This is a genomic window from Bacteroidota bacterium, assembly GCA_034439655.1.
In the GTDB taxonomy this organism is placed as follows: Bacteria; Bacteroidota; Bacteroidia; order UKL13-3; family UKL13-3; genus CANJUD01.
Genome location: JAWXAU010000102.1, coordinates 1 through 10,953, shown reverse-complemented (window position 1 = coordinate 10,953; position 10,953 = coordinate 1). Strand labels below are relative to the sequence as shown.

The 10,953-nt window shown below is 37.0% G+C and carries 5 protein-coding genes; 1 reads left to right on the top strand and 4 read right to left on the bottom strand.

The features are described 5' to 3' along the window. Nucleotides 1-174: 174 nt before the first annotated feature. From SGJ10_06915 to SGJ10_06900, 4 genes are all read right to left on the bottom strand, one after another. A complete protein-coding gene (locus SGJ10_06915) occupies nucleotides 175-954 on the bottom strand; it encodes a DUF3108 domain-containing protein (GenBank protein MDZ4757853.1) in 780 nt (259 codons plus the stop codon). Between the two features lie 271 nt (nucleotides 955-1,225). Next, nucleotides 1,226-6,763, bottom strand: coding sequence for a DUF5011 domain-containing protein (locus tag SGJ10_06910; protein ID MDZ4757852.1), 5,538 nt, complete (start codon nucleotides 6,761-6,763; stop codon nucleotides 1,226-1,228). 68 nt (nucleotides 6,764-6,831) lie between these two features. After that, nucleotides 6,832-7,353, bottom strand: coding sequence for an acyl-CoA thioesterase (locus SGJ10_06905; GenBank protein MDZ4757851.1), 522 nt, complete (start codon nucleotides 7,351-7,353; stop codon nucleotides 6,832-6,834). 20 nt (nucleotides 7,354-7,373) lie between these two features. Next, nucleotides 7,374-8,789 (bottom strand): hypothetical protein, encoded by a 1,416-nt coding sequence (locus tag SGJ10_06900; protein ID MDZ4757850.1) that lies wholly within the window; start codon nucleotides 8,787-8,789, stop codon nucleotides 7,374-7,376. Nucleotides 8,790-9,005: 216 nt separating this feature from the next. On the opposite strand from SGJ10_06900, the gene SGJ10_06895 reads away from it, so the two are divergent. After that, complete coding sequence (locus SGJ10_06895) at nucleotides 9,006-10,385, top strand: hypothetical protein (protein MDZ4757849.1); 1,380 nt, start codon at nucleotides 9,006-9,008, stop codon at nucleotides 10,383-10,385. Nucleotides 10,386-10,953: the final 568 nt, after the last annotated feature.

The window sequence follows — 10,953 nt, the reverse complement described above, 5'->3', positions numbered from 1 at the left end:
GCATTTTGAGCCTAAGTCAAATTAGTCTGAATTGTTATTGTTTTAGGTCGAAAAGCGTCACATGTTTACTGTAATATGACAATCGGCTGCAACTTGGGTTAAAGTATTTGAAAAACAAAAAAGCCAGAACCCTCACGAGCCCTGACTTTTATTATACAACGAGTAACTGATGTTTTATTTTATTTTGCTGGTAAGCGGATTTCTATTACCTGTAATCTTTGTGATATCGGCTTTAATAGAGCCTACCATCAATTCTGTTTTTATTCGCAAAGGAATTAAGTTCGCATCGTCGGTGGCCCATATTGTAAGGGCATCTTTATTAGGGAATACACGATCCACAACCACATTGGGTTTTAATATAATAGTATTGAATTTACCTAATGAAGTTTTTATAACCTCCCTTCCACCTATCGTCACTTCCGATTCATATATTTTTTTATCTAAATAAAATTTTACTTTAATTTTATCCCCCTTCTTCATGTTTTTCAAATTTTGCCCCCGCAAATAATATATAGCTGACAACACATCTTGAAACGAAGCTCCGTCTGATTTATATATTCCTTTGCTACTATATATTTTATTGTTACGGTGGTCGAAGGTGGCGTGTTCCACATCTTTATATCCACCCTCTTGCACATTGCGTATATACTTAACAGGTAAATTTGTTTGTGTGTCAATAAAGGTTTCATAATGGTCACGCACTTTAAAAAACCAATCGTAGCCGCTCAAAGTTTTACCATCGCCCATAATTCTAATGGTGTTTTTTCCATTCACATTTTTAATTCCAGTATCAATGGTCATGCTAATTTTTGCTGCGTCCATCATTCCATAGTGTACTCGGTATTCAAGTTTCTCTCCAGTAGTAAATGGATCAGCTTGCTCAACTTTGGTAGTGAACGCCCAAACAAATAGTATTACGATACTAAAAATGCTTGCTTTAATAATTTTTCTCATGGCTGTATTTATTTCTTGCTACCTACTTTATAAAAAGCGTACCAAAATTTCAAATACTACGACATTTTTGTTTTAAGAAACGCTGCATCTGGCAATTAGAAACTAGGAGTAAGGGGTAAGTACCATTCGGTTCGCCGCGGCGAATAGGAACTCAAGACCATACGGATGATATAAAAAAACAAAGAGCCGATGAATTTAAACTCATCGGCTCTTTTAATATTACATTGTATAATTTGCGTTAGCTATCTCGCGTAAAGCCACTTACTCCTTTTTAATCTTTCACAAACTTCGCTATCTGTCTTCCTTCACTAGTTACCACAGCTATATAATATAATCCGTGTGCAAGTTCATTAACGGGCATTGAAATCATTTTATCTGTAGCTTGAGCACTTGCACTAAACACTAACTGTCCTGCTTGATTATATATAAGTATTTGTTTGGCTTTAGTTGTGTTGGTAAATACCAAGTTCAATACATCATTAGCGGGGTTTGGATACAAACGTAATTCATCAGCTACCAGCGTTCCCCTAATTGAATTTGCAGTATATACAACTATCGACCTAGATACATCATCTGCTTTAATGTTCGATGGATCCGTAAGTCCGTACGTTAAGGTATAGCTCCCTAGTATTGAAGTGTTGACACTTCCTGTAATAGTTAACAAAGATTGCAGGGTTGCTGAAGTATAATAATTATCCGTGATAGTTACCCCAAGGTCGGTATAACTTTGGAACTGCATAACAGAATCTATTACCTTACCATTAAGGGTTAATACAGGTTTCTTAGTTTTTTGCACTATCACTGTTCTGGTTTTTGAAGTAGAATTACCAGAATTGTCAGAAGCAACATAAGTTAAAGATTGTACCCCTAATTGCATGATATTGATACTGCCAATTACAGTAGCGGTTAGTCCAGTATCATAATCATCTGTTACAGTATAGCCTGGGTCTGTAAACGTAAAGCCCGCTTCAGTATATATGGTATCGCCTACTTTTAGTTTAATAACTGGTCCTACATTGTCGGTTACAATTACCATACGTTGCACAGTGCCTGTATTTCCACTGCTGTCCGTGCTCGTATAGGTTATATAAACGGTATCGGGTTTTGTAGCTGTAAATGTACTTGGGCTAACATTCACTGTTAAATTAGTAGAATAATTATCAGTAACTTTATATCCAGACTCTGTATATACATCACCTATATTCATGGTATAAGGATTAGGTGCAGTGAGTATGATAACTGGTTTCACACGATCAGTAACAAATACATCGCGTGAAATAGGTCCTGCTTGATTTCCTGCTTTATCAGCCACTTTATATTGATATTGATAAGTCCCTAATATGGCAACATTTACACTGCCTGTTCTCACTACATTGTTAGCAATATTTCCATCTACAGAATCGTAAGCAATTACTCCGGGATCACTATAAGTAATATTAGCATCAGCAGTGTCGGGATTATTTCCTATCAAAGCTAAGTAAGGAGCTGTTGCATCTGCTATTACTGTTACATATCTATATACTGGTATAGCTTTGTTCCCGCTGCTATCGGTGGCATTAAATACAAGAGGATAAGTTCCTGTGGTGAGTGTATTCAAAGGGAGCCCTGTTACCACCGCTTTTAAACTAAGGTCTATGTTATCGGTAACTTTTGAACCGCTATCCATATAAGTGCGGCCTTGTTCCACCGTGGTATTTGTATTACCAATAAGTGTAATAACTGGGCCTTCATAATCATCAACCAAGAAAATACCATAGTCTTCATATTCTCCACCATACTTACTTGTGCCGCAGGCAGCAGTGCTACTTCCATCAACCACAGAGATACGTAACTTGGTAAATCCAGTGGTAACTTTTCCAGAATTTTTATTGGGTACAGTAATGGTATTTGACCAAGTTTTGGCTGTGGTTAAAGAATTAATATAAACACGTTCCGTATTTTGGAATATACCATCAATATTATAGTCAATCCAAATTATGCAGGTTGCTTTTATAGAGTTGGTAAGTCTTGCCGCATTAAATTTATATTTGCCGCCCAATACCAAACAAGTGGTACTTGAAGAAAAATCCCAATAATCGGAAGTTCCGATATCGGAAGAATTATATATATCACCAATATTAAATAAGCTTACGCCAGCATCTGCTGTATATGAGGTGCACGTTGGATAACAATAATCATCGCTCACCTTTATATAATTGCTCACGGTTTTCACATTATTACCATAAGCATTTGTTGCAGTTAAGGTAACCGTATAATAACCGGTATCGGTAAATGACACATCAGGGTTTTGGTCGGATTGGCTAGTTCCATTTTCAAATACCACGTTATTGTTTGGTTGTATATCCCAATCCCAACCAGTAGCACCATATAATGATTTGTCGACCAAGGTAAGGATTTTACCCAGTGTGAGTTTGTTAGGTGTGGTTCTTTGAATTGCTACACACCCGTTAGGAACATAAACATATTCTACAATAAAATCGGCAACTGGAGCTTGAGATGGGTTGAGCACAACTATTGTTCTGTCAACAGTATCCATTCCTCCACAACTGGTAACAATCAATCTACAAATTTGAGTTCCAACATTGTTAAAAGTATATGGGTTTTTCCAGCCAGTGGCATCCTCTGAACCATCATTATCATAATCCCAACTATAAGAATATGTTTTATCCCAGTAGGTAGCTTTAATATCTATTGTTGATCCTATATAAACAGTATCGGGTATCACAAATGCGGCACTGGGTTTTGGGAAATTGCCCGGTGTGGAAGTCCATTTGGCTTCGAATCCGATATCTTGCCACCACGAGCTATAAAAATATATATACATGCTTCCACTTTTGGCGGTTAGTTTCCCTGGTTTATTATTATTGGTAAATCCATAATTGGTATGCATTGGTTTTCCGCTAATACTGTCTGTTCCATCCCATATTCCCATCCAAGCCATATACCCCAACTTGAATTTATTTTGGTCAAATTCTATGGTCAAATCTTTGGCACAAGGTGAAATCAACAAATCTAGTTTCTTATTCTGCCCATGTATTGCATACTTGCCACCATCGTCGAACAAACGTCCTTCGGACGAATTGGAAAAAGTGGTGGAACCCATATCTAAATTTCTTACAACTTTTATATAGACATTTTTACATAACTGACTACTTCCTGCCGAATTATCTGCAGTCAAACAAACATTATATTGCCCCGGTGTTATAAAAGTAATCCATGGTTGGTAACTATTGGTATCTGTACCATTTATATAAACCCAATCGCTGCCATTAACTCCCGGAGTAATAGTCCAATTGAATGATTGGGGACCTAAAGTAGTATAGTTAGTAAAGAAGATGTTTTGGTTTTCATCTATTATAGTGTCGCTTGCATAAAAACTAACTAACGGAGCTTTACTTGGGGTAATGACTATTACAGTGATGGTTGTATCATAAGTGCCTTTACAGTTTATTGCTTCCAGCATAATGGTATGACTACCTGTGCTGGATATGCCATTACTTATTAAATCTTTTGTTAAAAGTCCACTAACAACATTGCCATCAACAGACCAAGTATAATACTCCCCATATTTTGTAGATAGATTTTTTGCAGTGAAAGGACTGTTAATATATAATGTATCTTGAACACTAAAGCTAGGCGTAGCAGCGGAATACTGATACTTGCATTCGTCTGCTCCTAACTGCGGTGCAAGGGTACAGCGTTGGTCTCCATCTATATCATCTGCAACACCTGCGAGACTGTCGGATTGAAGTGGTGCCACATTGGTTTGCAAATGTAAATTATAAGGAGAACTATTACTTATCAAAGCTGGTTGCTGATTAAACACATTATTGTTCAACCCGTTTATCCCCTGTATGTCTTTCACTGTTGTGTAAGTGGCACCATTTATATTGAGCATATCACAACCATTGTCTCCATGGAAATTATTATACTCCGACAGATTAATATTACTGGTTTGATAAGCCCACACACATTGATTGCTCACTCGTTGTACACTTATAATATTGTTTCTTAAATCGACTGCTCCTCCGCTTATATATAAACCCGATCTGCCAGTGCTACCAGATGGTGCATAATTCCTAATAGTATTGTGATAAATCTTCACTACCATAGAACCCCCGCTATAATTAAATAAGGATACACTTTGATAGTGGTTACCCCAAATAAAATTATTTTGAACCAATAAGTTATTGACATTAAAGCAATACACTGGGTAACTGTTGGTATTAATTTTATTACCTACCACATACGATTCTGACGATTGATAAATATAAACTCCATAAGTTTGCACATTGGCATTTGCAGAATAAACATAGTTGCCTGTTATATAAACTGAGTCCGTATAAAATACATATATCGCCTGATAGTTTTGGTCAGATATATCATTGCTTTTAATAGTTACATTATAGCCATTAGTAGTATAGTTGCCAGGAATATATATTCCTATATAACCCCCTGTAATCTTGGTATTTGTAACAGAACAATTTGAAACTGTACTTTGGCCACCTTTAGTCGCATCTCCAAAGCAGATGTCATACATATAATAGTTACTTGAACTTATTTGTGCTTTCACAATACAACTGTCTATATGCACTTCAGTAACATCGCCCCAAAAGGACAAACATGTTTTTACATCGGTAGAGGTGCTTGTTTGATCAATAGTTAAATTTTTTACAGTGATATAAGATACGTCTTGGAATCCCAATACTACATTCTTATTATTGGACATTTTGGTTGTAGCGGCACTACCCCCATCTATAGTAATCGTATTGGTACTGCTTAATCCATTTACATTTGTAAAAAAAGCACTGTCAGTATATGTTCCTGATTTAATTTTTACTATAACAGGGCCGCTAATAAAACAATTGTTCATCAATTGTGCAACTTCACTCAACTTATGATAATTGGTATAGGATTTAGAACTTGAAGGATCAACGGTGAATGTGCCAGTTATACCTGTACAAAGTAATATACTCGCTGTATCATCATTGGGGTTGGCATCAGGATTGTTTCCATTGGGATATTTTACCCATGCTTTCACGGTATATACTCCGCTACTTGAAGCTGAAACTGTTTGCGAAAATTTATGGGTGTACTGCCCACATGAAATAAGGTTCATCCCAGTTACATCTTCAGTATAGGTGTTCCCATCAAAGGTATAATAAACCCTTACACTATCAATAGCACTATCACTGTGGTTTGAAATCGTTAAACTGATAGTATCATTTTGACCAATAGTCAAACTTGCAGGGCCATTAACCGAAACAGCCGCTACATTGTAATTAGTATCTGCATTTACATCAATTTGAAAGTCCCAAAAATCTCCATACGAATTTTGGCAGGGGTTATTGGTTACACTTAGCCCTGCCCAGTCAGAACCTATTCGCATCCGATAAGCACCGGGCAAAGCTCCCATAGGCACAATAAAATAACCATAAAGGCTATCATTAGCACCTATATTTGAATTTTGCAATAACAACTCTGCTGTTTCAAAAGTATCGTTGCCATTCCAATCAATATACATAAATACTTGTTGTTGATTGTAGTAACCTACCTGTGCTGTCATATAAACAGTGTCACCCAAATTCAAGCAGGTACTAGTAGAATTATAATAATCAAAATAGGTATTAGCCGTATTATAGTTTACTGATCTTGAAAAATGTCCATACAATTCCACCCTCACTACACCTATGCCGCAGCATTTATTCAGAGTAGATGGTGTTGCACATTGGCTCATGGCCTTGAAGTTGATTGCCCCAACAATAAAAAAAATAGCTGCTGCGACGAGTTTGGTAAAATTATTTTTCATTATATGTTTTAAAAAATGTTGTCAAATTTAAAGAATTTTTTGTGCTTATCAATATTTTTTTGTGCTTATCAATCTGTAATAAACAAACTACGCAATTCCGTAGCATCCGATGGCTTCATTTTACCGCTCAATATAAGCCGCAACTGCCTACGGCGTAAGGCTCCATCAAATTTCTTTATCTCATCTTCGCTCTGTGGTTCAAGTTCAGGTACATTAATAGGACTTCCATAACCGTCAACGGCTACAAAAGTATAATAAGCCTCGTTCGAACGTCGGTTTTCGCCTGTTTGAATATTATCGGCAAACACATCCAAATGTATCTCCATCGATGAGCGAAAAGAACGTGTTACTTTAGCTGTAATTGTCACCACATCGCCTAACCGAATTGGCTCTTTAAACGAAACAGAATCTACAGAGGCTGTTACCACACTGCGGTTGCAATGCTTGCGAGAAGCTATGGCAGCACAGATATCCATCCAGTGCAGCAAACGCCCACCCATCAAATTATTGAGTATGTTGGTATCGTTAGGAAGAACAAGTTCGTTCATGATGGTCTTACTATCTTCGGGGTGTTTTTTTTGATTTGACATGGTTTATATTTTTTAATCTATCAATATTCGTAGCAGCCTATATCTGGCAAATTTATACGGTATTTTCCCGTAATATCATAGGTTATCGGATTGTTATTATTTCCAGCCTCAATACATGGTGAAGTTTTGCCAATTCTAAAATTGTAGGTAATATAATCTACAAACTCTGGGTCTTTGGCGAGAATATTTTTATTTCCTGTACTAATAAAATTTATGAGGGCTGCGTCCTTCGCTTTTATCAAACAATTGTCAATAGCTGCTGATATCGCTGGAGTCTCCAAGACAAATACTGCTTCATCGTCCTGATCTCCATATATAACACAATTTTGTATATCAAAACTCAACGGTGCCTTATAGCTGATTGCACCTGCAAGAACTTCCTTGTTACTAATACCAAATTGTTCGTTCTTTCTACTGAACATATTACTATAACAGGCAAAAGTACAATTGTAAAAATCATACCTGCCACCAGCAAGACCAGCCAAAGTGTATTGACCACAATTAGCCACCAAACAATTTGTTGCTTGCACGCTTCCCATAAAACAATATATGCCAGCAATTGAATGGTTGCGAATTTCAACCCCTTCCAAAACTACATTATATTTCCCCACTATCGGAATCGAATCTATTTCTATGCCGATTGTTGCATTTTTTATTATTGCATTTTTTATTTGATTTCCATTGCTACCAACCATAAACCTGATGCCCCGCCATTGGTTAGATTCGTTGCGATAGCTGTATTGTAAACGGTCGCCCTCAAACACTACTTTTGCATCCGTGTCGCCTTGCACTTTAAGCGTCCCTTGTACATATATTTTAGAATTGTTATGCGAGTATACATGCACACCTCTCCCAATTGTCAAGGTGCTTGCAGGATCAATCAACACAGAATTATATATAACATAAGGTTTCAAATTGTCAGCCCATTTTATATTGCCTGTCAATACAGAATCGTATAAATAATGGGCATCTTGCCCCCAGCATACTAATTTTACATTTTTCAAATCATTGGTATTGTCAAACAATATAGAATCAGTAATAACAAGCGGGTTATTCTGATTGTTTTGATCGGGGAATGCCTCAACAAATATAAACAAACTGTCTTTGGCCCTTATAACTACATTGTCGACCACAGGGCCGCTGCGTCCATCCACGTTCATACGAAATGGCGATGTACCAGCTCCCCCCAATCTCACACGGGTTGTAATGGTGCGGTCTTCATTATTATACACCACCAAATATTGATACATAGAGGGTGGGTTACCATTGCCCATTTTAGTAAACACAGTATCAAATATCAAAGTATCCTCAGAAAAGTTAAGTGAGAAATTATTTGCTAATACCTTGTCTTTCTTGCATCCCCCCCATAATAAAGGCATGAGCAAAAACACAAAAACTATGATAACAAGTGCCCCTAGGCGGTTAAATTTATTCATTAATTAAGTTGCAAATATATTGGAACATAAACAAAGACCCATAAAAATAGAAAAGGGTTGCAACGATTTATATTATTTTGGATTATTATATATTGAGTTTCGGTATTACTAGACAAATAGCCTGTATATAAATACACAATATCCACAATGTATACAATATTTTTGGCTTGTTTTCGTTACATCCATAGCAAGGTCAGTTAAATTTGCCGCACATACATGGGAATAAAAAGAGTTAGTGCATTTTTCAATATCGTTCTCTTTTGCTTTTTGGCCAAAGCACAGCAACCTATTATACCAAAATTTTCTGACCGTATGTTGGAAAAACCCAATTTATATACCTCAGAACTTGAAGCTATTTTTAAAGTTTCCGAAACAAAAAAAGTATTTACAAGAAACCTCAAGGACATGGTGGTTCTTGAAAATGGCTATGCCCAGCACAATATAAAGAATATAAAAGATTGGCTGATGCTCAAGGAAGAATATCAGGCACACACCATCGATGTAGTATACACCAAATACCCCAAAGACCGTGAATTCTGGCTTACCGATTATCATGAGCTATTAGTTAAGAGACTTAAAGAATTGTTCAAGTTCGATTCCGCTTTGAATGATGTCAATATCAAATTCAATATCATTTTACAAACTTCCTGCGAAACACAAGATGAAGCGAAGGCCATGTTTCATGGGTTTATAATACGTTATGCAAAAAGAAAGGCGAAGCCTTCCCCAAAACCTGATGCAGGCATGACCCCTGTACAAAGAGTTGACAGATACTTGGTGGAAGTTGGTGGCCTGCAAGATTCATTTGTATGGCGTACACTAGCTGAACATCCTAGCTGGAAAAACGCCTTAGTGGTGATGGATATGACCGGAAGTATGTATCAATACTCGCCTCAAGTATTATTATGGCACCTTAAAAATACAGCAACTAGCGGCATCAAATATCTTTGTTATTTTAATGATGGTGATAAAAAACAAGAAAAAGATAAACTAATTGGTGTCACTGGTGGTATTTACTTTATTGAAGCTGCAAAAGCCGAAAAGGCGTCACGAATGCTCTATACGGTAATGAGAGCTGGATACGGGGGCGAAACCCTTGATGAAAATGATTGTGAAGCACTTATTGAAGCTCAGAAACATTTTGAAGGATTTGATGAACTAATTTTAGTGGCCGATAATACTCCAATTAGAGATTATGAACTATTATCAAAAATAAAACATCCAGTTCGAGTAATATTAACTGGTTGCGAATGGGGAATAAATGTAGAGTATATTAATTTGGCTTATCGAACTGGTGGAAGTGTATATACCATTAGCGACGATATAAATGATATTCTTTCGAAGGCTCAGGACGGAGTACTCTCAATCGGTCAAAACAAATACAAACTTAACAGCAAATCAAACTTATTTGAATGCCTCGACCAAGAAAGCTGCGATTATCAATTCAAAAAAGAAGTGGAGGCCGAACAGGGCAATATCGCTGCTCTACGCCGCTCTCCTGTGGGTAGGAAAATGGCAAAGCCCATAAAAGGCCAAAAGTTAACTGGCAAAAAAGTAAAGAAAAAAGGCTTTTTCAAAAGGTTGTTTGGCGGATAATGCCATTTGCCGTCGTCTATGACTCCACCATTTCAAGCTTCATCTTTAGTGTGATTGAACCAGTCCATTCAACTCGGCGATATAAAAACAGCCTTCCGAAATTTTGATTGTGCGAACCCATTACCAATGTTATACCATTTCTTAAACCAAAATAGTTCTCCGACTGAGGCGGCTTAGTATAAGAATGGTAGTGCCGAACTAATACCATTATAAAAACTAAAATAGTCCAAAAGACTATTTTAGTTTTTATAATGGTAATGCCAAACTACAATATGTTTAGTCCCTTTCTTTTGGACTATTATATATTGAGTTTCGGTATAATACCAACCCTTCGAAATTTTGATTGTGCGAACCTATTGCCAAAGACCTACGCCCCCATAATGAATTTTCCGAGATCGAGGCTGAGACCCACAAAAAAGCCTAACGTATTCACACGGCGAGCTTAAATATTATTGCATCCCCGTCTGCTTTAGCTTACGTTTGTATCCATCCCCGTCTGCTTTAGCTTACGCTTGTATCCATCCCCGTCTGCTTTAGCTGACGTGTTCCATCCCCGTCTGCTTTAGCT

What these genes read in the sequence shown, in the direction of transcription:
- SGJ10_06915 (MDZ4757853.1), bottom strand. Translation starts at nt 954, where the DNA reads ATGAGAAAAATTATTAAAGCAAGCATTTTTAGTATCGTAATACTATTT.
- SGJ10_06910 (MDZ4757852.1), bottom strand. Translation starts at nt 6,763, where the DNA reads ATGAAAAATAATTTTACCAAACTCGTCGCAGCAGCTATTTTTTTTATT.
- SGJ10_06905 (MDZ4757851.1), bottom strand. Translation starts at nt 7,353, where the DNA reads ATGTCAAATCAAAAAAAACACCCCGAAGATAGTAAGACCATCATGAAC.
- SGJ10_06900 (MDZ4757850.1), bottom strand. Translation starts at nt 8,789, where the DNA reads ATGAATAAATTTAACCGCCTAGGGGCACTTGTTATCATAGTTTTTGTG.
- SGJ10_06895 (MDZ4757849.1), top strand. Translation starts at nt 9,006, where the DNA reads ATGGGAATAAAAAGAGTTAGTGCATTTTTCAATATCGTTCTCTTTTGC.